General features: G+C 63.7%; 26 protein-coding genes and 1 tRNA gene. 15 read left to right on the plus strand and 12 right to left on the minus strand.

From position 1 onward, the window contains the following. Nucleotides 1-80 precede the first annotated feature (80 nt). The 4 genes from KNN17_RS19860 to KNN17_RS19875 all read left to right on the plus strand — a co-directional run bounded on the left by KNN17_RS19860 (nt 81) and on the right by KNN17_RS19875 (nt 3,985). On the plus strand, nt 81-968 hold the full coding sequence (locus KNN17_RS19860; protein WP_308196854.1) for a carbohydrate ABC transporter permease: 888 nt from the start codon (nt 81-83) through the stop codon (nt 966-968). A gap of 158 nt (nt 969-1,126) precedes the next feature. Further along, complete coding sequence (locus tag KNN17_RS19865) at nt 1,127-1,915, plus strand: carbohydrate ABC transporter permease (protein WP_241710608.1); 789 nt, start codon at nt 1,127-1,129, stop codon at nt 1,913-1,915. A 49-nt stretch (nt 1,916-1,964) separates the two neighbouring features. Further along, on the plus strand, nt 1,965-2,810 hold the full coding sequence (locus KNN17_RS19870; protein ID WP_241710589.1) for a sugar phosphate isomerase/epimerase family protein: 846 nt from the start codon (nt 1,965-1,967) through the stop codon (nt 2,808-2,810). Continuing rightward, nucleotides 2,807-3,985 (plus strand): Gfo/Idh/MocA family protein, encoded by a 1,179-nt coding sequence (locus KNN17_RS19875; protein WP_241710590.1) that lies wholly within the window; start codon nt 2,807-2,809, stop codon nt 3,983-3,985. Before KNN17_RS19870 ends, KNN17_RS19875 begins: the two co-directional genes overlap by 4 nt. Here KNN17_RS19875 and KNN17_RS19880 read toward each other — a convergent pair. After that, on the minus strand, nt 3,982-4,476 hold the full coding sequence (locus KNN17_RS19880) for a DUF7793 family protein (RefSeq protein WP_241710591.1): 495 nt from the start codon (nt 4,474-4,476) through the stop codon (nt 3,982-3,984). The genes KNN17_RS19875 and KNN17_RS19880 overlap by 4 nt on opposite strands. 224 nt (nt 4,477-4,700) lie before the next feature. After that, nucleotides 4,701-4,877: a CsbD family protein gene (locus KNN17_RS19885; protein WP_078106551.1), complete on the minus strand. Its 177-nt coding sequence runs from the start codon at nt 4,875-4,877 to the stop codon at nt 4,701-4,703. A gap of 198 nt (nt 4,878-5,075) precedes the next feature. Here KNN17_RS19885 and KNN17_RS19890 point away from each other — a divergent pair, with 198 nt between their 5' ends. Continuing rightward, nucleotides 5,076-5,279 (plus strand): tautomerase family protein, encoded by a 204-nt coding sequence (locus KNN17_RS19890; RefSeq protein WP_078106550.1) that lies wholly within the window; start codon nt 5,076-5,078, stop codon nt 5,277-5,279. A 388-nt stretch (nt 5,280-5,667) separates the two neighbouring features. On the opposite strand, the gene srmL is transcribed toward KNN17_RS19890, so the two are convergent. The 3 genes from srmL to KNN17_RS19905 all read right to left on the minus strand — a co-directional run bounded on the left by srmL (nt 5,668) and on the right by KNN17_RS19905 (nt 8,122). Continuing rightward, nucleotides 5,668-6,786 carry a PheS-related mystery ligase SrmL gene (srmL, locus tag KNN17_RS19895; RefSeq protein WP_241710592.1) on the minus strand — a complete coding sequence of 373 codons (1,119 nt, stop codon included), beginning with the start codon at nt 6,784-6,786 and terminating at the stop codon, nt 5,668-5,670. A gap of 193 nt (nt 6,787-6,979) precedes the next feature. Continuing rightward, nucleotides 6,980-7,648, minus strand: a complete 669-nt coding sequence (locus KNN17_RS19900; RefSeq protein WP_241710593.1) for a hypothetical protein — start codon at nt 7,646-7,648, stop codon at nt 6,980-6,982. Between the two features lie 165 nt (nt 7,649-7,813). Beyond that, on the minus strand, nt 7,814-8,122 hold the full coding sequence (locus KNN17_RS19905) for a DUF4190 domain-containing protein (RefSeq protein WP_241710594.1): 309 nt from the start codon (nt 8,120-8,122) through the stop codon (nt 7,814-7,816). Between the two features lie 139 nt (nt 8,123-8,261). On the opposite strand from KNN17_RS19905, the gene KNN17_RS19910 reads away from it, so the two are divergent. Next, nucleotides 8,262-8,468 (plus strand): hypothetical protein, encoded by a 207-nt coding sequence (locus tag KNN17_RS19910; RefSeq protein ID WP_241710595.1) that lies wholly within the window; start codon nt 8,262-8,264, stop codon nt 8,466-8,468. Between the two features lie 243 nt (nt 8,469-8,711). Here KNN17_RS19910 and KNN17_RS19915 read toward each other — a convergent pair. Then, a tRNA-Thr gene (locus tag KNN17_RS19915) sits at nt 8,712-8,784 on the minus strand. A 228-nt stretch (nt 8,785-9,012) separates the two neighbouring features. Here KNN17_RS19915 and KNN17_RS19920 point away from each other — a divergent pair. Then, nucleotides 9,013-9,750: an HAD-IA family hydrolase gene (locus KNN17_RS19920; RefSeq protein WP_372489708.1), complete on the plus strand. Its 738-nt coding sequence runs from the start codon at nt 9,013-9,015 to the stop codon at nt 9,748-9,750. A gap of 292 nt (nt 9,751-10,042) precedes the next feature. Here the strand turns inward: KNN17_RS19920 and KNN17_RS19925 are convergent, their stop codons facing one another. The 3 genes from KNN17_RS19925 to tmk are packed head-to-tail and all read right to left on the minus strand — an operon-like array spanning nt 10,043 to nt 13,477. Further along, nucleotides 10,043-11,638 (minus strand): alpha/beta hydrolase, encoded by a 1,596-nt coding sequence (locus KNN17_RS19925; protein WP_241710597.1) that lies wholly within the window; start codon nt 11,636-11,638, stop codon nt 10,043-10,045. 49 nt (nt 11,639-11,687) lie between these two features. Further along, complete coding sequence (locus tag KNN17_RS19930) at nt 11,688-12,836, minus strand: DNA polymerase III subunit delta' (protein ID WP_241710598.1); 1,149 nt, start codon at nt 12,834-12,836, stop codon at nt 11,688-11,690. Further along, nucleotides 12,833-13,477, minus strand: coding sequence for a dTMP kinase (gene tmk / locus KNN17_RS19935; RefSeq protein ID WP_241710609.1), 645 nt, complete (start codon nt 13,475-13,477; stop codon nt 12,833-12,835). Before tmk ends, KNN17_RS19930 begins: the two co-directional genes overlap by 4 nt. Nucleotides 13,478-13,654: 177 nt before the next feature. Here tmk and KNN17_RS19940 point away from each other — a divergent pair, with 177 nt between their 5' ends. Both KNN17_RS19940 and KNN17_RS19945 read left to right on the plus strand, forming a co-directional pair. Beyond that, nucleotides 13,655-14,839 carry a trans-sulfuration enzyme family protein gene (locus KNN17_RS19940; RefSeq protein ID WP_241710599.1) on the plus strand — a complete coding sequence of 395 codons (1,185 nt, stop codon included), beginning with the start codon at nt 13,655-13,657 and terminating at the stop codon, nt 14,837-14,839. Nucleotides 14,840-14,849: 10 nt separating this feature from the next. Beyond that, nucleotides 14,850-15,188 carry a DUF2516 family protein gene (locus tag KNN17_RS19945; RefSeq protein ID WP_241710600.1) on the plus strand — a complete coding sequence of 113 codons (339 nt, stop codon included), beginning with the start codon at nt 14,850-14,852 and terminating at the stop codon, nt 15,186-15,188. 8 nt (nt 15,189-15,196) lie between these two features. Here KNN17_RS19945 and KNN17_RS19950 read toward each other — a convergent pair whose 3' ends face one another. Next, entirely contained in the window at nt 15,197-16,009 is an 813-nt protein-coding gene (locus KNN17_RS19950) for a class I SAM-dependent methyltransferase (RefSeq protein WP_372489707.1), read from the minus strand. 127 nt (nt 16,010-16,136) lie between these two features. Here KNN17_RS19950 and KNN17_RS19955 point away from each other — a divergent pair, with 127 nt between their 5' ends. Continuing rightward, complete coding sequence (locus KNN17_RS19955) at nt 16,137-16,883, plus strand: phosphoglyceromutase (protein ID WP_241710601.1); 747 nt, start codon at nt 16,137-16,139, stop codon at nt 16,881-16,883. A gap of 73 nt (nt 16,884-16,956) precedes the next feature. Here the strand turns inward: KNN17_RS19955 and phoU are convergent, their stop codons facing one another. After that, a complete protein-coding gene (gene phoU, locus KNN17_RS19960; RefSeq protein WP_078106623.1) occupies nt 16,957-17,610 on the minus strand; it encodes a phosphate signaling complex protein PhoU in 654 nt (217 codons plus the stop codon). A 206-nt stretch (nt 17,611-17,816) separates the two neighbouring features. Between phoU and KNN17_RS19965 the strand changes: the two genes are divergently transcribed. Both KNN17_RS19965 and KNN17_RS19970 read left to right on the plus strand, forming a co-directional pair. Next, on the plus strand, nt 17,817-19,019 hold the full coding sequence (locus KNN17_RS19965) for a sensor histidine kinase (protein WP_241710611.1): 1,203 nt from the start codon (nt 17,817-17,819) through the stop codon (nt 19,017-19,019). After that, entirely contained in the window at nt 19,016-19,696 is a 681-nt protein-coding gene (locus KNN17_RS19970) for a response regulator transcription factor (RefSeq protein ID WP_059388662.1), read from the plus strand. Before KNN17_RS19965 ends, KNN17_RS19970 begins: the two co-directional genes overlap by 4 nt. A 130-nt stretch (nt 19,697-19,826) precedes the next feature. On the opposite strand, the gene KNN17_RS19975 is transcribed toward KNN17_RS19970, so the two are convergent. Next, nucleotides 19,827-20,405 (minus strand): hypothetical protein, encoded by a 579-nt coding sequence (locus tag KNN17_RS19975; RefSeq protein ID WP_241710612.1) that lies wholly within the window; start codon nt 20,403-20,405, stop codon nt 19,827-19,829. 295 nt (nt 20,406-20,700) lie between these two features. On the opposite strand from KNN17_RS19975, the gene KNN17_RS19980 reads away from it, so the two are divergent. From KNN17_RS19980 to ispF, 3 genes are all read left to right on the plus strand, one after another. Continuing rightward, nucleotides 20,701-21,183: a CarD family transcriptional regulator gene (locus tag KNN17_RS19980; protein ID WP_011690592.1), complete on the plus strand. Its 483-nt coding sequence runs from the start codon at nt 20,701-20,703 to the stop codon at nt 21,181-21,183. A gap of 157 nt (nt 21,184-21,340) precedes the next feature. Continuing rightward, entirely contained in the window at nt 21,341-22,123 is a 783-nt protein-coding gene (gene ispD / locus KNN17_RS19985; protein WP_241710602.1) for a 2-C-methyl-D-erythritol 4-phosphate cytidylyltransferase, read from the plus strand. A gap of 23 nt (nt 22,124-22,146) precedes the next feature. Further along, complete coding sequence (gene ispF, locus KNN17_RS19990) at nt 22,147-22,656, plus strand: 2-C-methyl-D-erythritol 2,4-cyclodiphosphate synthase (RefSeq protein WP_241710613.1); 510 nt, start codon at nt 22,147-22,149, stop codon at nt 22,654-22,656. Nucleotides 22,657-22,689: the final 33 nt, after the last annotated feature.

Consider the following 22,689-nt stretch of genomic DNA (forward strand, 5'->3'; position numbering starts at 1 on the left):
ACCCCTACAAACCCCCCCCCGCGGGGGGGGGGGGGGGGGGGGGGGGGGCCCCCCCCCCCCCCCCCCCGCCCCGGCGGACTGTGAGCGAACGAAACCGGCCACTATGGATGCTCACCCCTGGTGCCCTCCTGATCGGCCTGATAATCGTCGTCCCCCTGATCCTGGGCATCTACATCGCGATGCTGCAACTGGATCAGTACACGATCCGGAAATGGATCAGTGCCCCCTTCGTAGGATTGAAAAACTTCGTCGAAGCGTTCACGTCCACTGACTTGGTCCATGCCTTCGGCAACAGTATCGGCTTCTCCTTGATCGCCACCGTCATCACGGTACCGATCGGCATCTACGCTGCACTGGCGACCCAGAATGCCTATCGCGGCAGGTCCTTGGTGCGCTCGATGTTCCTTATTCCCTACGTCCTTCCATCGTTCGTCGTGGGAAGCTTTTGGCGCACCATGCTCCAACACGACGGCATCGTCAACAAGGTGCTGACCGCGTTCGGACTGCCTGCCGGTCAATGGCTCACCGGTCCGGCCAGCTTCTGGGTCCTGATCCTGGTCGAGGTATGGGCGGCGTGGCCGTTCATCTATCTGATGGCACTTTCGGGCTTGCAATCCGTGGACCAGGAAGTCCACGAGGCAGCGGCCATCGATGGCGCCTTGTGGTGGACGAAGCTGCGCTACGTGATCTTCCCGTATTTGCGCGGGCCGGTCGCCTTGGCGTGCCTTATCGCGACACTCCACCACATGAACAACTTTTCGCTGGCCTTCTTGTTGTTCGGCGTCCCGGCTCCCTTCGACGTGCAAATACTGCCGACCCTTGTCTACAGCATGAGTTTCACCAGCCTGCGGTTCGGCATGGGAGCAGCGATGGCACTGATCTCGCTTCTGCTGATCGCCATACCGCTCTACTTTTACTTGAAAGCCGTTCGGCTCGACACCGGCGCGGACGCGGGAGGCAAGAAATGAGCAACAAAACGCCCGACGTCGTCATGGAGGTCCCGCTGGAGGCCTCCAGCCCGCTTCGCACTGGAAGCGCGCCCCGCAAGACCGGACGGCAGACTGCCGCGGTATACCGCCTGCTCCCGACCCCGCTGCTGGTCGGAGGCACCATCGTGCTGTGCGCCATGGTCGCGATTCCGTTGCTCTACATCGTGTTTTCCTCGATGAACTCCGATGTGGAAGTGGCACGGGGGGCATTCTTCCCCACCGAATTCACCCTCGCCAACTACACGAAGATCTGGAGCACCCTGCCCTTGGGCACTGGCCTGATCAACAGCGTCATGATCGCCGGTGCGGTTGCGGTGGTTTCCTCATTACTGGGCATCATCACCGCTTACGTGCTGGTCCGGTTCGAATTCAGGGGCCGCCTAAGCATTCTCCGGGGGCTCATCGGCCTGCAAAGCGTTCCGGGCGGTCTTTTGCTGCTTCCGGTGTTTGTTCTCTTCGCCTCGGCGGGCAACTATCTGGGAATCACCGTCATCGGTACCTACTGGGGCCTGTTCCTGGCGTACTTGACGTTTGCCCTGCCGTTTTCCATCTGGGTCATGGTCACGTATCTGCGGGGCTTGCCCAAGGAACTGGAGGAAGCAGCCCGTATTGACGGATCTTCCTCGATGGGGGTTCTCTTCCGGATCATCTTCCCCCTGAGCTGGCCCGGGCTCGTGGTCGCCGGCGTCTTTTCCTTTCTGCTTGGCTGGAATGACGTCATGTTCGCTTCGGTCCTGACCCGTCCGAATACCCAGACCGTAGCGGTAGTGCTGCAGATCTTCGGGTCCTCCTCGGAAGGTGGGGCGCTGCCCCTGTACGGCCAGATGATGGCCGCATCCTTGGTCTGTGCCGCACCTGTGGTCATCCTCTATCTCATCTTCCAACGATTCCTCGTCGGCGGCCTGACTGCCGGCGGTGTCAAATAGGCCAGCCACGCCGGCTGCCAACCATGTATTACTTCAAGGAGAAAACGACGTGACCGTCAAGCAAACCCAGTGGACACTGTCTGGATTCGGCGACGAAATAAGTCCTGACCCGCTGATCCAGATCGCAGTTCTGCAGGCCTTGGGCGCCAACCACATCGAAGTCCGTAGCGCGTGGGGCACCAATATCGTGGAGCTGTCCGAAAAGGACCTCGCCCGGCTGGACCAGATACTGCGCGAGCAGAACATGGGTGTGTCGGCCATCGCCTCTCCCATCGGCAAAGTGGACATCACCACACCTGTCGCATTCGAAGTGGATCGCCTCCACGCGGCCATTCGGGCCGCGAAGGTCCTGGGTACCCGTTACATCCGGATCTTCTCGTTCTATCGGGCCGAAGGCCTCAGCGCCGAAGACATCCGCGACGCCGTCATGATCCGCATGCGAGCCTTGGCCGCAGAGGCCCAGGCGCACGACGTGGTACTCCTGCATGAAAATGAAAAGGACATCTACGGCGACACGCCTGAACGCGTCCTGGACATCATCACGACTGTTAATTCCCCGGCGCTGCGGATTGCCTGGGACGCCGCGAACTTCGTCCAGGTGGGCGTCAAGCCCTTCAGCGAGGCCTACGACATGCTCCGCCCCTACCTGGAATATCTCCAGGTCAAGGATGCCCGTGCCGATGACAGCCTGGTGATGCCGGCGGGGGATGGCGACGGCCAACTTCGCGAAACCATCAACGCTTTGAAGGAAGACGGTTTCGAAGGCTTCGCTTCCCTGGAGCCCCACCTGGCCAACACCCACCACCTCGGAGGATTCTCGGGACCGGCAGCGTTCGGAGTTGCCGGCCGCTCCTTCAACCGCCTCCTCGAAGAAGCCGGAGTTACCACCAAATGACCCTCGCGAACACAGCAACCACGCCCAAGCGGCGGCTGCGCACCGCCGTCGTCGGCTGCGGAGTCATCGGCCGTCAGCATGCCAAGCTCATCACCGCGAATGATGACCTGGAACTCGTGGCCCTCGTTGACCCGCTTGAGCCGGCCGCGACCGCGCTGGCAGACACGGTCGAGAGTGAGCTGCACAACCCTCGTCCCGCAACGTACTCGTCGCTGGCGGCCGCACTGAAGGGCGCGGACATCGATCTTGTCGCTGTCTGCACGCCAAGCGGCCTGCACGCGGACCTGGCCGTCGAAGCCCTGAATGCCGGCAAGCACGTCATCATCGAAAAGCCCATCGACGTGGATTTGCCGAGCGCCCGGCGCGTTGCAGATGCGGCGGCCGCCGCGACAGGGCAGGTCGTCTCCGTGATCAGCCAACACCGCTTCGATCCGGCGAGCGTCGCGGTGGCCCGGGCGGTCCGGTCCGCACGCTTCGGCAGGATCACCTCGGGAGTGGCTTCGCTGGCTTGGTGGCGGGGCCAGAACTACTATGACTCCGGCCAGTGGCGGGGCACTTGGGAGCTCGACGGCGGCGGCGCGGTCATGAATCAAGGCGTCCACAGCGTGGATCTGCTTCTTTGGTTCCTGGGAACCCCCGTCCAGATCCAGGCCCACACTGCGCTGCTCGCCCACGAGCGCATCGAAGTTGAGGACACTGCCGTTGCGACGGTCCGATTCGCCTCCGGCGCTTTGGCAGTGATCCACTGCACCACCGCGGCCTATCCCGGTCTCACCGCCCGGATCCAGGTCCACGGCGAGAGGGGCTCGGCGGTCGTCGACAATGATCGGCTGCAGTACTTCCATGCCGCTGACAATGCTCCCGCAGAAGGAGAATCTTCCTACGGCATGGCCGGGGCCGGGAACCAGGCCGAACTTGAGGTCGGGGCGCATGATGCGGCAGCCAATACGGACGGATCAGACGATCTGCAGACCGCGCACCAAAAGCAGTATGCCGACGTCGTGGAAGCCATCCGTTCCGGAAAGAATCCGCGGGTTGGCGTCGAGGAAGCAACCGCGGCACTCGCTACCGTGCGGGCCCTTTATGTGTCGGCAACTCTCGGCTCGGCGGTGTACTTCGAAGACGTCCTGGCCGGCAAGTATGACGACCTCGTCGTCCACACGGGCCGCGCCTAAGTCTGCTTGGCTGCCGTGCTGGTGCCGCTCTCTGCGGCGCCAGCACGCAGTTCGCGCAACCACCCCAAGGCTTCTTGTTCATCGGAGAAATACTGGGTGGGGCACTGCGGTGCGGGGAGCCCGTGCCTACCGTGGGCGATGACACGGTCCACGGGCGTGCTGCCCAGAATCGCGAAGGCCGTGATGGTGGCTGCTTCGCTGAAAAATCTGACGGCGTCGCGGCTGACGTACTCGACGCCGATGACCTGAAGCAGTACAGCGGCGCCCATTCCGCCCGTCAGAGCCAGGTATCGCTCCTTGACAAGGGCTCCGTCCTCTGCCGTGATCCGGCCTCCGGGGCGCAAGATGATCCGGAGGATCCCCTCACCCGAGTCCTCAATCCTGACATTTTCATGTTCCGAGCTGAGCCAGGCCCCGCCCTTCGCATCGGAAACGGTGTTGGCCTCTGCGTCGGGGCGTAATTCGCCCTCCGACTGAACCAGCGTTGTCATCAAATCCCCCAGATGTGATTTCGCTGCGACTCCATTGACGCAGTCCCGGATGAGCACCATCCCGGATGAGCACCATTCGGGTGTGATCACACTACCGGTGAGGTTGCCCGGCGTCCATGATTACTATGTCTGCGGTGTGTTCCCGCGGGAACACGTCTGGAATCAGGTACCGGCACGGCGAAGGGCGCACCCCGATGGAATGCGCCCTTCGCCAGACGGTCGGATCAGTCCTTCTTGAAGGCGTCCTTGACCTTTTCGCCGGCCTGCTTCAAATCGCCCTTGGCCTGGTCGGCCTGGCCTTCCGCCTTCAGGTTTTCATTGCCCGTGGCGTTGCCGGCAGCTTCCTTGCCCTTGCCGCCAGCCTTCTCGGCAGCGTTCTCAATCTTGTCGCCTAGTCCCATGGTGTCTCCTCCTCTGGTTCGGCAGCCGATCGATACGGCCGTTGTTACATACTAAGCATGCTTCGGGTTTGGATTTCAAGTCCGAATGAGTTGCCGGGCATGAAACTGTGGCGTGTTCATCCGGCGGTCGCCCGTCAACAAAGGGAGGAACCGTGGAAGCCAAACGCACAACCTCATGGGCCGTGGCAGAATCGTCTGATGCCCCTGATCCAGGTTTTGAACGCTTCGCCGGCATCTACCGAGAAGAAGCGAGAGCTGCTGGCAGCGCTGACTGCGACCTACGCCGACGTCATGGGGATCCGGCCGGACACCATCCGCGTCGTCCTCCACGAAGTCCCGCGAGAGAACTGGTCGGTGGCCGGAGTGACCCTCGCTGATTCAGGTCAGAACGAAGCGGTTTAAGCTCCCCCAGGGAAATGCAGGCGGCGATCCGGGTTGTCAGGCACACACTCATCTTCCTCGGCGAACCGTGGAGGACCTTCGGGTCGTGTTCGACGTGGGCCCGGTCGGGGTCCTAGTGGTTGGCGCCGTTCTATGAGTCCTGCGGCTGCCGCCGGATGCGTGGTCAAGAACGGTGCCTATCAAGACGGGACAGGACCACAGTCGTCGAATCCGTAGATACTCCGATCATGATTTGCTCCGCCGCCAAGAACACCGCATCGTGGCCCGCCGGGCTGATCGATCCAGCGGGAACCCCTTGGTAGAGCGTCGCGGGATGGAGGTCCCGATCGGGCCCTTTGCCGGCATGTCCCGCGGCGCCCTCCATCATCTGGGGAAAGCCGCGCATGTCCTATCCCGCGATGAGCTCCTTGACCGGCCCTTCGTGGAGGGCTAGGTAAACCGCGTTCCGGATCTGGTTGGCCTGTGAATCCGTCATGGTCCGGGCGAGGGGGCGCAGCACCAAACGTATGAGCGCGTTGGCTTGTCCGTCGCAGATGCGGAGCCGTTCCCGCGCTGCCGCCGGGAGCTCTCCCCATGAACTCAGCGCCAGGAGTTCGACGCTTTCCAGATCTTCGGCTTGCTCGCCCAAGGATGTCCGTACCCGGTCTCCGAGAACTTCGGCGTCCAAACCCGCGGGGACGACGATGGAAATGTCCCTGCGGATGGAAGGCATCAGGGAGACCGGTTTCCATTGGGACAGGTCCAGCATCTGCTGTTCGATTCTTTTGTCCGTGGATCTGAGCAACCTGATGTCGGGGATGCCTTTGCGGAGCATCAGTGCACGGTCCAAGCCCATCCCTAGAGCCAGTCCCGACCACTTTGCGGGATTCAGGCCGGCCTCGGCGAATAGATGCGGGGCCATGAGTCCGCATTCCGCGAGTTCGAGCCATTCTCCTTCCATGAGAACATCGAGCTGCAAGCCCGCCTTGGTGTAGGGGTGAACTGCCGGAACTGCGCGCCATTGTGCTCCCGGAAGGACCGCTTGCGCGAGGGAAGAAAGCATTTCCTGGAGATCACCGGCGTCGAGGGCTTGCCGGGAGCTGACGCGCCACAAGTCGACCTGGTGTGGGGTACCGAGGTGGGTGCGGTCGATGGAATCGCGCCGGTAGACAAGACCGGGGATGGCCCAGAGCTCGTCGATGGATTGGTCTGAATCCAGTGCCCGCAGCAGGGACGGGATGGAAGCGGAGGTATGGCTGCGGAGCATCACCGTAGGGCTGACGTAGCGGGAGTATCTTTGATCCCGCGTGACATCCGATTCGCTGAACCCCAGGCGGTCATAGTTGTCGGTCACGCTCACCAGCGGGCTGTGCCGAATGATCTGTTCGGGCACGCCCCACTTGCTGCCGAGCGCGTCGATGACACCTTGCAAGAGTGTCTGCATTGCATGGGGCCCGGCGTCCGGATTTGAGAGGTCCCGGATAGTCAAAGCATCGTTGAGTTCGGAGGGGCCGAGATAAGCGGGCATTACTGGTCCTTATGTTCGGATGTGAGTGGCGGGTTCCACCCCCGACTCACATCCGGCGCCAGGACCTAGGCGCGCGCCTGAGAGCCCTCGCGACCGGAAACCGGTCGGGGGCAAGTAAATCGACGCGTGGAGAGCATGGGGCGACTATACCCCGGCTGACGACCCTGCTCGTCGGAGCCAGCGCTTCGCGCTGCTACAAACCGAGGTCTTTGACCGCGGTGACCCAGTTGTGGGCGATCGCCTTCTGGGCAGCCGACAGGGTGACCTTGTGAGTGCATACGGCCTTGTGCAGGGCGTTCTCCACCGCGTCTTTCGGGTTCGTGGTGCCCGTTGCGCTCGCCTTGTTCGGCTCAGGCCACAGATTCGATACGGAGTTGGTGCCGCCAAGCTCAAGACTGATGAGATGGTCGTATTCCGTGGTCTTGACGGCGGTCTGGCCGTATTCGCTCAGGCTCTCGGCCTTCACCTTGTCCGTGTTCGAAGCGGGCGGGCGAACCGTGGCCGTGTAGCCGCTCGTGCAGATGGTCGAGTCGATGTTGTCCTGAGTGACCGCTGGATCTGCGGCGCCAGGAGTGCAGGCCGGGTCCGGCAGGTACTCGCCGGTGGCGGCATCGACGACCTTGGCGGAGCACTGTCCGGCACTAAGCTGTTCGTCGGAGGCGACGATGCGGGGGGAGTGGATGGACTTCACGGCTGCGGCCGACGCACCTGAGGATGCTCCCCCGGGAGCGGCCGCGATTGCCTGGGGAGTTGCTGGCGACATCGCTTCTGTGGCGGGACCGGATCCCTGCTGGCATCCGGTGAGGACCAATGCGGCAAAGAGGAACGCGGCGGGCAGGGCGAAGTGTTTGCGGAAGTTCATGACCCTCATGTGTTCGGCGGCTCGGCAGACTGTCCCTGGAAACGGGTACAGACGGGCGGAAGATGATAGTTCCCGCCCATCTTTTCTATCCTGTTGCGTGAACTTCGCAGCGCCCGACGCGCCGCGCAGCCTACTCGCCTCGGGTCTCACCTCGACCGCTGTGCATTAGGGGTTAAGGAGGTACCGGGCGACGAGGTAGAACGCAAAATCGGCGATACCGATGATCATCCCCGCGATGGCGAGCCCGCGTCCACGCAACCCGCGGTCTCTGGCCCGCCGGAGGCCTATGCCCGAGAGGGCGGTTCCGAGCGGACCCACCATGGCAAAGACAAAGAGTCCGACGCAGCTAATGATGAAACCCGCGATGGCAGCCTTGCTAAACGGTGCGCGTTTTTGGACCGGAGTGTATAGATGAGGAACCTGGGGGGCGCCGGACGGCCAGCGCTTTTCGGGAGGCGGAGGAACACTGCTCAAGAGGTTTGTCCTTTCACCTGGATGGCGTTAGCCGAGCCTACGATATGGCGCGCAAGCTTGCCTCCAGGGTCCCGGTGTGTCGGAGCCTTGATGGGAGACATGAAACATGAGGCCAAACCGGACGGGCTTCTAACCGACTATGCAGAACGACGGCTTCGCCCTTCTTGCGCTGGTCGGCGTTGCCATGGCCGTCAGTACCCTCAGGAAGGAACGGCCCGCGCCCGAGGTGTTTCTTGAGGAGGAACATTTCGACGGCGGAGGGACCGTGCGCTCCAAAGGCACCATTTGGGGCGGCCTTTCCGTCAGCAGTGGGTACAGAATGCTGGTGCTCAGCCCCACCCGGTAGCTCCCACCTCAGCGTCGCATACGGCTTGGCAAGGTTCATCGGGCCATGGACCCTGCAACGGGCCGAAGTCAACAGGATCGAGCGCGTCAGCACTTGGTTCACCAATCACGACGCCATCAGGATCATCCCGGTCAGCGGGACGCCTTGGTATTTTCTGGCCGGATGGACTTCCGGCAGGAGCGCCGTGAATTTTGGAACGAAAAAGGAAGCCCCGCCAATCCAGTGGAATGGCGGGGCTTTTCGAGCTTCCTATCAGAATCGAACTGATGACCTTTTCATTACGAGTGAAACGCTCTACCGACTGAGCTAAGGAAGCACCGCGTTATCGTCCGGGTACCGGCTGAATCACGCAAGATACAACTGTAATAGAGTCACCTCGTCCGGGTCAAAACAGCACCGGGCAGGGCTCCCGTGGCGCCGTTGTTGCGGAATTCACCCGCTCGTCGCGCCGGGTTCAGGCCGCCGTCGCGGACCGGGGGCAAGCTGGGCGGACTAACGTGGCCGCACGATTTCGGCCATCAACCAGCGAAGGGGCGCCATGAGCATGGACAGCGGCAAGAGGATCAACACGGACGACGCCGGGGCACATCGTGCGCAGCGGCTCCGGCTTGCTGTCTTGGACATGGTGGGCACCACGATCACGGACGATGGTCTTACGGAACGTGCGATGTCCCGCGCACTGCAGGAGACCGGCGTCGAGCCCGGTTCGACCCGCTTCGAAAGCATGCTCGGCTACGCCCGGGACACCATGGGCTTTTCGAAGTTGACCGTTTTCAGCCACCTTTTTGACGAAGCCCAACGGGCCGAGAGCGCCAACAAAGCGTTCGAACGCGCCTACGACGATCTGATTGCCGACGTCGGTGTCCGGGCCATTCCGGGCGCCGAGGAAACCATCGACTGGTTACGGGACTCCGGCGTGAAAGTGTGCCTGGCTACGGGATTCGGGCGGCACACCCAGAACATGGTGCTTGAGTCCCTGGGCTGGATGGGGAAGGCCGATCTCAGCCTGTGCCCCGCCGACGCCGGACGCGGTCGCCCTTACCCGGACATGATACTTACCGCCGTGCTTGCCCTTGACCTCGATGATGTCCGCGAGGTCGTCGTCGTGGGGGACACGAGCTCGGACATGCTCTCCGGTGTTCGTTCCGGTGCGTCCGCCGTGGTGGGCGTGCTCACCGGCTTCCACTCAGAGGCGGCCTTGCGCGCGGCCGGCGCCACCGCCGTCGTGCCGTCGGTCAAGGACCTTCCAGTGCTGCTTGAGCCCCGCGCGGCACGGCTCTAACGCCTGCCCCTTTTGGCCTGGTCACAGCGGCGTGGATGCCGTCAATCCGCCACCCACGCTGCTAGGCCCGCGCAATTGCGCTGGGGGTGGAGCGTGGCAGCTCTTGCCGATGTCCTCGTGATGCGTTGCGATGCCGGCCGGCAGTCGAAGCGTTGGTCATGGTTGAATGCGCGGTTGCACGTGGCGACATAACCGTGGAGTTCCCACGCGGCGTAACACGTTCAACTGCCCGGGTCAGCTCAACCCGGCTCCAAAAATGGTCAGAACTGGCGGCCGGCCAAAACGGCCGGGCTCAGCACATGGTCCCGTCCGAAGGCACCTTTCCGTCCACGAAGTAGTTGTCCACTGCGTCGGACACGCACTGGTTGGAGCGGCCGTAGGCGGTGTGGCCTTCGCCCTTCCACGTCACCAGGGAAGCGTTGCCGAGCTGCTTCCGCAGCGAACCAGCCCAGGCCACCGGTGTTGCCGGATCCCCGGTGGTGCCGATAACCACGACCGGAGCGGAGCCGGTGTACTTGACGGGAGCCGGCGTGTGCACGGGCTTATAGGGCCAGTCCTTGCAGTTGATGCCGCCATAGGCGAAGTAGTACCCGAAGGTGGGGGAGAGCTGCTTCAGCCGGGCTTCCTCGGAACGCATCCCGGGCGTATCCGTGACCATGGGGTAGTCAAGGCAGTTGATCGCGTTGAACGCGAACTGGGTGTTCGAGGTGTAGGTGCCGTTCGGGTCCCGGTCCGCGCCAAAGTCGGCAATCCGGAGCATGAGCGACACATCGCCCTTGAACGCGGCCACGAGCGCCTGGGTCAGGACAGGCCACGATTCGTTGTCATAAAGCGGGGTGAAAATGCCGCTGACAAACGCGGCTCCCGTCACCAGCCGGCCGTCCTTGGCTCGCTTGGGATTCTGCTCGACGTCGGCAATGAGGTCCCGGATTTGCTGCACACCATCGTCGACGCTGCCTGTCATGGGGCAGCCGGGCTTTGCTTGGCAATCCGCCACATAAGTGTGGAGCTCCTTTTCGAATGACTCTGCCTGCCCCGCAGTGAGGTCCTCGTTGTTGAGGGCAGGATCCACTGCGCCATCCAAAGCAAGCTTGCCGACGTTGTTCGGGAACAAGGACGCATAGGTGGCGCCAAGCGAAGTTCCGTAGGAGAAGCCAAGGTAGTTCAATTTTGCGTCGTTCAGCACTGCGCGGAGGATGTCCATGTCCTTGGCAGAGCTGGCGGTGTCGATATGTGCCAGGGCGGGGCCGGATTTTTCCACGCACTTGGCATTGATGGCCTTGGTGTCGGCAAGTGCCGCCGCGAGGCCCTGGTCGGTGTCATAGTTGTAGACCTTCTCGCGGGAAGCGTCCCGCTCGGCATCGCTGAGGCACGTCACCGGCGCCGAGCGCTTGACGCCGCGGGGATCGAAGCCCACCAGGTCGAAGCTGGACCGGAGCTTGCTGGTGAAGTGCGTCTTCCCCGCGTCCCTGACGAAGTCATAGCCAGACGCGCCGGGGCCGCCGGGATTGACCAGCAGCGAACCCTTCTTCGTGCCCTGGGCCGGGAGCCGAATCGCCGCGATGGAGATGCTGTCACCGTCGGGTTTGGCGTAGTCCACCGGCACTTTGATGTTGGCGCACTGGAATCCCTGCTCGCAGGACGTCCAGTCCACTTTCTGGGAGTAGAAACTCTCCAGTCCTGCCGGCGCCGCGGCTGCGATGGACGAGTCGGCGGTGCTGCCCGACCCGTTGCTCGCGCCGTCGTTGGGCACCGGCACGGAGAACACGCAGCCACTCAGCAGCAGGCTGGCGGAGACCGTGGCAGCGACTGCCGCTGCCGCCCGCCGCAGTGATGGGAACCGGGTCCTGGAACGGGACCCGGCGGTCCGGCGTCGTGCGGGGGTCATGCGTTTCTCCTCAGGCTGGGGAAGCGTGTTGTACTTCTAAACTATCCGGCTATTGCTGAATCAGGCTGCTCGCCATGGACTCGACGGCCAACAGGGGTGCCACGTTGGTGGTGGTGATCCGCACACGCGCCTTGTTGATGGCATCCATGCGCGCCAAAGTGATTTCGGGCGTGGAGTTTGCCGCATAGGCTTCCAGCTCGCTCCTGAGTTCAACGTTGACCAACTCCACGGCGTTTCCCATCTGGATGACCAGGACGTCCCTGTAGAAGGACAGCAGATCGGTCAGCGTGCGGTCGAGGGAATCCGTGATGGATCGCTTGGCGCGCCGTTTCTGGTCGTCTTCAAGCTGCTTCACCTGGCTGCGCATCGACGGAGGCAGGGTGCCCGACTCCGGAGCGCCCAGGCTCGCGAGCAGGGCCACCTTCTCGGCGGCGTCGCGTTCGTCGTTGGAGCTGTTGGCCTCATCGCTCGCGATCTTGACCAGCTTTTCGGCCATCATCACGGCGGCAGTGACGCCCCGCAGGCCCAGCGGGAAGCGGACCGTCTCCATCCGGCGCTCCCTCGCCTCCGGGTCGCGGGCCAGCCGACGCGCAATGCCGATGTGGCTTTGGGCAGCCCCGGCGGCCCGGTCCGCAATGGCGGGATCGACGCCGTCGCGCCTCACCAGCAGGGCGGCGACGTCGGCAGCCGGCGGAATCCGGAGGCTCACCGGGCGGCAACGCGAGCGGATGGTGACCAGCACATCGGCGGGCGACGGCGCGCACAGCATCCAGATGGTCCGGGGCGTGGGCTCCTCGATGGCCTTGAGAAGGACGTTGGTGGTGCGCTCGGCCATGCGGTCCGCGTCCTCCACCACAATGATGCGCCAACGGCCCGACGCCGGCCGGTCGCCCGCCTTGGACACCAACTGTCGGGCTTCCTCGATGGTGATGGTGACCTTCTCCGTGCGGACAAAGGTCACGTCGGAGTGGGTCTCGCCGAGGATGGTCCGGCACGATGCGCATTCGCCGCAGCCTCGGAGTGCCACGTCGTCCTGTTCGCAGTTCAAGGCAGCCGCGAATGCCTTGGCCGCGTTGGAGCGGCCTGAACCCGGCGGTCCGGTGAACAGCCAGGCGTGCGTGAGGCCTTCGCCTTGGGCGGCGGCCCGCAATTGCGCGACGACGGGCGCCTGGCCCTGGAGCTCATCCCACACGGTCACGTGCGGCTCCCGAGCAAGTCCTGCACGCGCCGGAGGATCTGCGCGGCGAGATCCTCGATGGCGTCGTTGGCGGGCAACACGAGGTACGTGTCGGGGCGGGCCCCTGCCAGTTCGAGGAATGCCGCACGGATGCGGGCGTGGAAATCGTCCGGTTCCGACTCGAGCCGGTCCTCGGCAACGTCTCCGGCAGTCCTGCGGTCCCGGCCATCGCCCGGGTGGACGTCGAGGAGTACCGTCAGGTCCGGTTCAAGGCCTTCGGTGGCCCATTCGTTGAGCCGCCTGACATCCACGGTTCCGAGGTCCCTGCCGGCACCCTGGTAGGCCACGGAGGAATCAATGTAGCGGTCCGTGATGACCACTGAACCCTGCGCCAAGGCCGGGCGGATGACCTGGCTTGCATGGGCCGCCCGGGAGGCTGCGAACATGAGGGCTTCGGTGCGGGGATCGATCGTGCCGTGGCCGTGGTCCAGGACGAGGGACCGCAGTTTCTCGCCGATCGGCGTGCCCCCGGGTTCGCGGGTTCGCAGTACTGACAAACCGAGGGACTCGAGCGACTCGGCCAGGCGGGCGGCCTGCGTGGACTTGCCGGCCCCGTCCCCGCCCTCGAAGGCGATGAAGAGTCCCCGGCGCTGGTCCGGCATGGGGCTCTGGTCCTGCTCGAGGGGCTGCGTAGTCACGGATCTAAGCGTACAGATGATCACTGACAGTGCCCGACGACGGCGCACGCCCACCCGCGCGGGACGCTCGCCCCGGCGCTCGGCAGCGGTTCGCCCGTAACACCTTTCCAGCGCCCGCACCCCTCGCCGTAGGCTGGTGGAATGAGTCTTTCCCGAGAACATGCCGCAGATCTGTCCCCTGACACTGTGGTGGTGGCGGCAGGCCGTCCCGAACGAAGCCATGACCAGCCCGTCAACCCGCCCATCGTTCTGTCCTCCACCTATTTCGGCACGGGAGCACTGAGCGACGGCGACCGCGGCTACGGACGCTACGCCAACCCCACCTGGGATCCGTTCGAGGAAGCGCTGGCCCAGCTCGAAGGCGCCGAGCTGCCCGGTCTGCTCTACGCCTCGGGCCTGGCTGCCGTGAGCTCCGCGTTGTCGCTCGTGCCCGCCGGTGGCGTGCTCGTCATGCCCACGCACAGCTACGCGGGGTCGCTCGTCATGGCCACCGAACTCGCGGCCAAGGGCATCCTTGAGTTGCGGACCGTTGACATCGCGGACACCGATGCCGTCAAGGCTCAGCTCGCCCCCGCGGATGGAAAGCCCGCCAGCATGCTGTGGATCGAAAGCCCCACCAACCCGATGCTCGGCATCGCCGATGTCCGGGCACTGGCCACCGCAGCCCATGAGGCCGGCGCGATCGTGGTCACGGACAACACTTTCTCCACGCCCCTGGTTCAGCAGCCCCTCAGCCTGGGCTCCGACGTCGTGCTGCACTCGGTGACCAAATACCTGGCCGGCCACTCCGACGTCGTACTCGGCGCCTTGGTGACCTCGAATGCCGGGCTGCGCGCGGAACTCCTTCACCACCGCATCATCCACGGCGGCATCGCGGGTCCCTTCGAGGCCTGGCTTGCGCTCCGCGGCCTGCGCACGCTGGCACTCCGGATCGACCGCTCGCAGGCTTCTGCCGCAACGCTGGCCGAGAGGCTGAGCACCCACCCGCGCGTCGAGTCCGTGCGCTTCCCGGGCCTGCCCAACGATCCCGGCCATGAGCGCGCCAAGTCCCAAATGAAGGGCTTTGGTTCCATCCTGTGTATCCAACTGGCCGGAGACGGAACCCGCAGCGGTGCCGACGCAGCGGATCAGCTGGTGCGCGCATTGCAGTTGTGGATCCCCGCGACGTCGCTGGGCGGGGTCGAATCCCTGATCGAACGCCGGCGCCGGCACACTGCCGAGCCGCTCAGCGTTCCGGACAACCTGGTCAGGATGAGCGTCGGGATCGAGAACGTAGAAGACCTCTGGGCGGACTTGGAGCAAGCACTCAAGGCACTTGACGGCTAGGCTTGAGGGCGTGGACGGAAAAATTTTGATTTCATACATCCAGAATGGGATTTGGGTCATTCTGGGACTGGTTGCCTTCGCTTTGGAGCTGTGGGCGCTGGTGGATTGCCTGCGCCACAAACCCTCGTCATTCGAAGCCGCATCCAAGCGGACCAAGACCTTCTGGCTCGCCCTCACCGGTATTGCAGCCGCGATCGGTGGCATTTCCGTCCTCAGCGGCGGCGGTGGACTGGGCCTCTTTGGAATCGCCGCCGTGACCTCGGCGTGTGTCTACCTGGCGGACGTGCGTCCGGCCGTGAAGGAAATCGGAAACAGCGGCCGCAACCAGGGGCCGTACGGTCCCTGGTAGCAGTGAGATCAGGCCGGAGCCACCGCCGACCAGTCGACGGTAAGTTCCCCCAGGCGCCAGCGTGACGTTCCGTCCTGAAGCGGCCACCCGGCGTCGCGCATTGACTGGCACATGGCGGTCCACCGCTGCCTGCTGCCAAAAGACGCAAGAGGTGCGGCCTCCAGCCAGGCCTGGTCCAAGGCAAGCAGGAAAGCATGGATCCGTTCCCCTGGGATATTGCGGTGGATGAGTGCCTTCGGGAGGCGTTCGGCCACGTCGGAGGGCAGCTCGAAACCGCCGAACCGCATGGACAGGCTCAGGCTCAACGGTCCGTTCGGGTCCAAGGCAACCCACGTCACCCTGCGGCCGATTTCGTCACACGTGCCGTCGATGAACAATCCCTGCGGAGCCAACCGAGACTGAACGAGCGCCCAGATCCCGGGCACATCAGATTCCTCGTATTGGCGGAGCACGTTGAAGGCCCGCACCAACACGGGATTGCCCGGAACAGGAACCTCGAAACCGCCCACGTGGAAGCTGAGCCCGGGCCTCTCCAAGGATTTCGCGATCCGGACGCGCTCGGGTTCGATCTCGATCCCGCACACGCGGACGTCCGGGCGGACGGCCCGGAGCCTTTCGAAGAGTTCGACGGCTGTGGCCGGGGAAGCGCCGTAGCCGAGGTCCACTACCAAGGGGTCGACGGCGGAGCGCAACCGCCATCCCTGCGGGCCAGCCAACCAGCGGTCGAGGCGGCGCATGCGGTTGGGATTCGTGGTGCCTCGGGTGATGTTGCCGACGGGTTTGCCGCGTCTTCCCTGCACCCGCTCCGCTTTTTGCACCACCGTCCCACTTTATCCTCCAACGCGGGGTCACTTACGGCCCATCCGCGGAGCAAACACCGGCGCGAAGTGACCCTGCGTTGCCGTAACGCCCGGCAACGGCGGGTCCTCATCGCTTAGGATGAAAACCATGACTTACAAGCTGATTCTGCTGCGCCACGGCCACAGCGACTGGAACGCCAAGAACCTGTTCACCGGCTGGGTGGACGTCGACCTGAACGACCAAGGCCGCGAGGAAGCAGCGCGCGGTGGAGAGCTCCTGGTCGAGAACAACGTTCTCCCGGACATCCTGTACACGTCCCTGCTCAAGCGGGCCATCAACACCGCGAACATCTCCCTGGACAAGGCCAACCGCGGCTGGATCCCGGTCAAGCGTGACTGGCGCCTCAACGAGCGACACTACGGTGCGCTCCAGGGCAAGGACAAGGCCCAGACCCTCGCCGAGTTCGGTGAAGAGCAGTTCATGGAGTGGCGCCGCAGCTACGACACCCCGCCGCCCCCGCTCTCCGACGACAGCGAGTTCTCCCAGGCACACGATCCCCGATACGCGGACCTCGGCGACGCCCTCCCGCGCACCGAGTGCCTCAAGGACGTCCTCGTGCGCCTCCTCCCGTACTGGGAATCCGACATCAAGGAAGACCTCAAGGCCGGCAAGACCGTACTGGTGACCGCCCACGGCAACTCGCTCCGCGCCCTCGTCAAGCACCTCGATGGCATCAGCGACGAGGACATTGCGGGCCTCAACATCCCCACGGGCATCCCGTTGGTCTACGACCTGGACGAGAACTTCCAGCCGATCAACCCCGGCGGAACCTACCTCGACCCCGAGGCCGCGGCAGAGTCGATCAAGGCTGTAGCCGCCCAGGGCAAGAAATAGGTTTTGAGACAACGACGGCGGCCGGCCCACCTTGCGAGGTGGGCCGGCCGCCGTCGTTGTTTGTGAAGCCCGGCTAGAAGCCTTCAGGCTGCCATTCACCGGTGACCAGGTAGGTCACCTTGCGGGCAACCGAGACGCCGTGGTCGGCGAAGCGTTCGAAGTAGCGGCTGGCGAGGGCCACGTCCACTGTGGTGGCGGCCGTCTCGGCCCAGGCAGGATCCGCGATGGCCCTGAAGACGCTCAAGTGCAGATCGTCCACCCGGATGTTGAGCTTGAGGATGTCGCGGGCAACTTCCAAGTCGCGGGACTCCAGGAGCAGGGTGACCTTCTGGACGATTTCGAGGTCGAGGCGGGCCATGTCCTTGAACGTGGCCGTCAGCTGCTCGGGGATGACGGTGGCCGGGTAACGCAAGCGTGCCAGCTGGGCCACGTGCCGGGCGAGGTCACCCATGCGCTCCAGGGATGCGCTCATCCGCAGGGAGCCGACAATCATCCGGAGATCGCTCGCCACGGGACCCTGGAGTGCCAGGATGTCGATGGCGCGCTCGTCGAGGCCGTTCTGCAGGAAATCGATCCGGGCATCGGCGGCAATGACGTCCTGGGCGAGATCGACGTCCGCACCTTCGAACGCAGTAGTCGCGTTCTGGATCGCCTCAGTGACCAGTTTTGAGATCTCGATGAGGTCCTCACCGACCTGGATGAGCTCCTCCTGAAAAACCTTGCGCACGGTGGCGTCCTCTCCTTGGAATTCTCCTCCGCACCCCTCTGACGGCGCGAAAATCATCACAGCTAACTATGGTCCAACTAGTAAGGATGGCAGTGGTCAATGAACGATTGCGCACCTTTAGGTGAACGTTAGCTGAATCGGGGCGGTTTGGTGACCGTTCCATATTTTGCAGTGTTTCGAGCGCATAAGCTAGATCCGTGGATCCAGTGCTCATCGGTGTCATCGCAGGTCTAGTCGGCCTGTCGTGCGGCGTCTTTGGCGTGCTCGCGTTCAGGCTGAGTGAACGGCAGCGGAAGATCGTGGACCTGGACGGCACGGAACCCCTGCTTCCGGAGGGAGCCGCTGAGGTGCTGTCCGTCGTCGGGCGCGCTTTCGTCGTCGTGGACGCGATCGACGGCGTCGTCCGGGCCAGTCCCGCGGCCTATGCCTACGGGCTCGTGAGGGGCCACACGGTGGTGCACAAACAGTTGCTGGACATGACCGCAAAGGTGAGGCGCGACGGCGTCATCCTGGAAGAGACTTTCGAGTTGCCCCGTGGTCCGTTGGGCAAAGGAACCATTGTGGTGCAGGTGCGGGCAGCCATGCTCGGATGGGAATATATCGTCCTCCTGGCCGATGACCGCACCGAAATCACCCGCACCGAAGAGATCCGCAACGACTTCGTCGCGAACGTTTCGCACGAACTCAAGACTCCGGTGGGCGCCATCTCGCTGCTGGCCGAAGCGCTCGAGGCGAGTCCCGACGACGAAGAAGCCGTGCGCCGCTTCGCGAAGCGCATGCACAAGGAGTCGACACGGCTCGCCGCGCTGGTGCAGGACATCATCGAGCTGTCCCGGCTCCAAGGGGCCAATGTGGCACAGCAAGGGCACGCCGTGGATATCAATACAGTGATCGCCGAAGCCGTGGATCGTTCGCAGCTCCCAGCCGAACTCAAGAACATCAAGATCGTCGTCGGCGGCCGCACGGAAACAATGGTGTTCGGCGACCAGGACCTGTTGGTGACCGCCTTGCGGAACCTGATCGACAACGCGATCCGTTATTCGCCCGAGAACACCCGTGTGGGAGTGGGGGTCCGCGCCAAAGAAGGCGTGGTGGCCATTTCCGTCACGGACCAGGGTGAGGGTCTCAGCCCCGAGGACCAGGAGCGCATTTTCGAGCGCTTCTACCGCGTGGATGCGGCGAGGTCCCGGCAAACCGGTGGAACCGGCTTGGGCCTCAGTATCGTCAAGCACGTGGTGTCCAACCACGGCGGCGAGGTCACGGTCTGGTCCCAGCCCGGCCAAGGTTCTACTTTCACCATCCGCCTTCCGGAAATGGAAGGCCAGGAGGACGACGCCGGGGCGAAGCCCCGAAACGTGATTCAAACGACGGGCGCTGTGCGCGCCCTAGAGCAAGGAGCTGGCGCTTGAGCAGGATTCTGATCGTGGAGGACGAAGAGTCCTTCAGCGACCCCCTGTCCTACCTATTGGGCAAGGAAGGCTTCGATGTCCAGGTTGTGGACAACGGCAGTGACGCCTTGGTGGAGTTCGACCGCAACGGGGCCGACCTGGTGCTGCTGGACTTGCAGCTTCCGGGGACCCCTGGCACCGAGGTTTGCCGGCAACTGCGCCAGCGTTCCAGCGTCCCGGTCATCATGCTGACCGCCAAGGACTCGGAAATCGACAAGGTGGTTGGCCTGGAGCTCGGCGCGGACGACTACGTCACCAAGCCCTACTCCTCGAGGGAACTCGTGGCCCGGGTGCGTGCCGTGCTGCGCCGCCAAGGCGAGCCGGAGGAACTCATCACGTCCACCGTGCAGGCCGGCCCGGTGCGGATGGACATCGAGCGGCATGTAGTGAGCGTCAACGGAGAACAAGTATCGCTTCCGTTGAAGGAATTCGAGCTTCTCGAGATGCTGCTGCGCAATTCCGGCCGGGTGCTCACCCGAGGGCAGCTGATCGACCGCGTCTGGGGCTCCGACTACGTGGGCGACACCAAGACCTTGGACGTCCATGTGAAGCGCTTGCGGAGCAAGATCGAGCCCGATCCCTCCGTTCCCCGCTATCTCGTGACAGTACGGGGTTTGGGCTACAAGTTCGAGCCGTAGGTCGGCGCGGGCAGGAACAACAAAGCAACAGCAAAAGGAAGGACTCCCGTGGGGGAGTCCTTCCTTTTGTCTTGGTGAAGGCCTTTCGTCTTGCCAAGCCGGCTCGTTGCCGAGCGGGCGGCGGTGGCCCCTAGTGGCCTGTGCTGCTCGCGCTAGGCGTGGGGCTGGCGCTGCTGCTCGAAGTGGAGCTGCTGCTCGGGGTGGCCGAGCTGCTGGCGGAGGGGCTCGGTGAAGCGGAAGGAGTGGGAATGTACTTCGCGTATTCCTTCAAGGAAGCATCCAGGACCGGGAACTGTACGGTGCTGGAATCCGATCCGCTCTTGATGGTCACGGGAACCACCGAACCCGGGACTCCGCCGGTGGTGCTCAGGATAACGGCGCTCGTGGTGTCGTTGAGGTAGGTCTCGGAGTTTGCCTTCACCGGAATGGTCGCCTGTGACCCGCCGGCGCCACTGATGGTGAGGGTGGCATCGCTCGAGGAAGTGTTGAACACGGCACCAATGACGCGGCCCGGCTTGTTGGCGTCCGTGGAGACGATGAGCATGTTTCGAAGCTGCAGTGAACCGAGGTCCGCCCTGACGCCGTCAGACGGTGAATACTGCTGATTCGTCTGCTGGGGGTTGATATAGCCACAGCCGGTCACGGACAAGAGACCGATACTGATGGCGGCCGCCGCCATCGCCAGTTTGCCGCGCTGGACACGGTTCATCGCAGTAATGCGCACGACACGTACTCCTCTAAGAGTCATTGGAACACTTTTCAGCCATAGCCTATCGGCAAACCGGCAAGAACAAGGATTCCGATCACCATTGTGGCGGCCCTCCAGAAGGAGTAGGGTCATCCGGAACGCTCTGTCCTATGCACTTTTATGCCCTCCCGTCAAGAGGGGGCCGGAGGGCTGAAAAGGCCATTTTCCGCGTATTTACAGGGCTCAGGAGCCCTTTCCGTGCCAATCGTATGCCTTAAGCGTGATAAACTGGTCTGCGGGAAAGGGGAAAGTCCACATGGTTTTTGAGGTCGGCGAGACAGTAGTTTACCCTCACCACGGTGCAGCAAAAATTGAAGAAATCAAGATGCGCACTATCAAGGGCGAAGAGAAAATGTATCTCAAGCTCAAGGTGGCTCAGGGTGATCTGACCATTGAAGTTCCAGCAGAAAACGTAGACCTTGTTGGGGTTCGCGACGTAGTGGGCAAGGAAGGCTTGGAGCACGTATTTGACGTTCTCCGTGCCGAGTTCACTGAAGAGCCCACCAACTGGTCCCGGCGCTACAAGGCAAACCTGGAGAAGCTTGCTTCCGGCGACGTCATCAAGGTTGCAGAGGTCGTCCGCGACCTTTGGCGCCGTGATCACGATCGCGGCCTTTCCGCAGGTGAAAAGCGAATGCTGGCCAAAGCCCGTCAGATTCTGATTTCAGAACTGGCATTGGCTGAGAAGACCGACGAAGAGAAGGCCGCAAGCGTTCTCGACGAAGTTCTGGCTTCCTAACAGAGATTCAAAGATTTGAACCCCGGTAGCAACCTGCTGCCGGGGTTTCCTTTTGCCCGAGGCCCAACTAACTCGCAGTAGGTGTCGTTCTGGGCGCCCAAAACGACACCTACTGCGAGCTGGGTTGGGCCGGTGGGCACCACGTAGGCTTGGGCGCATGACTACACCATCCCAGCGCGAGGCCACCGCCGTCGTCGTCGTCGCAGCAGGCTCGGGGGAGCGCCTTGGCTATGGCATGCCCAAAGCAAAAGTGCCGCTGGGCGGCGAAACGATTCTGACCCATGCCCTTCGCGGCGTCGCGACCGCGGACGTTGCACGCCAGATTTGCGTGGCCGTCCCCGCAGGCGATCTGGAGCTGCGCGAGCTGTGCGAGGCATTCCGCCGGGAGCTCGGCACCGACGGTCCGCTGATCACAGTGGTCGACGGCGGATCGACCCGTGCCGCTTCGGTCCGCGCCGCACTGGGGGCAGTTCTTGAGGGAACGCGTGCGGTGCTGGTTCACGACGCCGCGCGGGCGCTGACACCCGAACGGGTCTTCCACCGTGTCGCCGTGGCGCTTTCGTCGGGCGCCAAAGCGGTCATCCCCGCCATGCCGGTGGTGGATACCGTCAAGATGGTCGCGGAAACGGACGGGGACGACGCCGGAATCGCGCCGGAGATCGTCACCGGCACCGCCCCGCGCGAACAACTTCGTGCCGTGCAGACTCCGCAGGGATTCGACTATGAGACTTTGTTGCGCGCACACTCGGCCGCGGCGACGTTCGACGACGAGCAGTCGGCGGCCGTCACGGACGACGCCATGCTTGTCGAGCTCCTGGGCGTCCCCGTCCACGCAGTCCGGGGTGCCAGCCAGTCGCTGAAGATCACCACGCCGCTGGATCTCATCATCGCCGAAGGCCTCCTGGAAGGGCCGCTCGGAGTCCGCTGGGTGGAAGGCTGATGGCCGCACCGGAGGACACCGCGATGATTCTGCCGCGCACGGGCATCGGGGTTGACGTGCACGCCTACGCACCTGAGAACGATCCGCAGCCGTTGTGGCTCGGCGGGCTGTTCTGGGCGGGGGAACGCGGACTTGCAGGGCATTCCGACGGCGATTGCGTCGCCCATGCAGCCGCTGATGCGCTCTTCTCCGCTTGCGGCATCGGTGATCTGGGCACGCATTTCGGAACGGACCGTCCCGAATTCGCGGGTGCGTCCGGGGTGAAGCTGCTGGGGGAGGCCGCCAGGATCGTCCGTGCCGCCGGTTTCGAAATCGGGAACGTGGCGGTGCAGTTCGTTGCCAACAGGCCAAAGTTCGGCCCGCGCCGTGAAGAGTCGCAACGTGTCCTCAGCGCCGCCGCAGGAGCCGCCGTAAGCGTCACGGCGACCACCAGTGACGGCCTGGGTTTCACCGGCCGGGGCGAGGGCATTTCCGCCGTGGCCACGGCACTCGTCTACCCCGTGCCCGCAGCACCCCAGGGTGATGGCAGCTAAACAGGGATACAGGGTGTGCGACGAAGCCAGTCG

The sequence above is a fragment of the Arthrobacter bambusae genome, assembly GCF_022606295.1.
GTDB classification, from domain to species: Bacteria; Actinomycetota; Actinomycetes; order Actinomycetales; family Micrococcaceae; genus Arthrobacter; species Arthrobacter bambusae_A.